This is a genomic window from Streptomyces shenzhenensis (assembly GCF_003688995.1).
Classification (GTDB): Bacteria; Actinomycetota; Actinomycetes; order Streptomycetales; family Streptomycetaceae; genus Streptomyces; species Streptomyces shenzhenensis_A.
Genome location: NZ_PENI01000135.1, coordinates 1 through 514, shown reverse-complemented (window position 1 = coordinate 514; position 514 = coordinate 1). Strand labels below are relative to the sequence as shown.

The 514-nt window shown below is 63.2% G+C and carries 1 protein-coding gene; it reads left to right on the top strand.

Annotated elements, in window-relative coordinates; genetic code table 11:
• Positions 1 to 514: cbb3-type cytochrome c oxidase subunit I (locus CTZ28_RS46535; RefSeq protein WP_183154933.1), on the top strand; the 514-nt coding region annotated here is incomplete at both ends.

Genomic DNA, 514 nt, shown 5'->3' with positions numbered 1-514 from the left:
AGGGCAGCCTGTCCTTCGAGACGCCGATGCTGTGGACGACGGGTTTTCTGATCACGTTCGTCTTCGGCGGGCTGACCGGTGTGATCCTGGCGTCGCCGCCGATGGACTTCCACCTCTCCGACTCGTATTTCGTCGTGGCGCACTTCCATTACACGGTCTTCGGCACCGTCGTCTATGCGATGTTCGCCGGATTCCACTTCTGGTGGCCCAAGTTCACCGGGAAGATGCTCGACGAACGCCTCGGCAAGATCACCTTCTGGACCCTCACCGCGGGTTTCCACCTCACCTTCCTGGTCCAGCACTGGCTCGGCACCGAAGGCATGCCCCGCCGCTACGCCGACTATCTGGCCGCCGACGGGTTCACCGCCCTGAACACCCTGTCCACGATCGGCTCGTTCCTGCTGGGCCTGTCGGTCCTGCCGTTCTTCTACAACGTGTGGAAGACCGCGAAGTACGGCCGGAAGGTCGACGCCGACGACCCCTGGGGTTATGGCCGTTCACTGGAGTGGGCCAC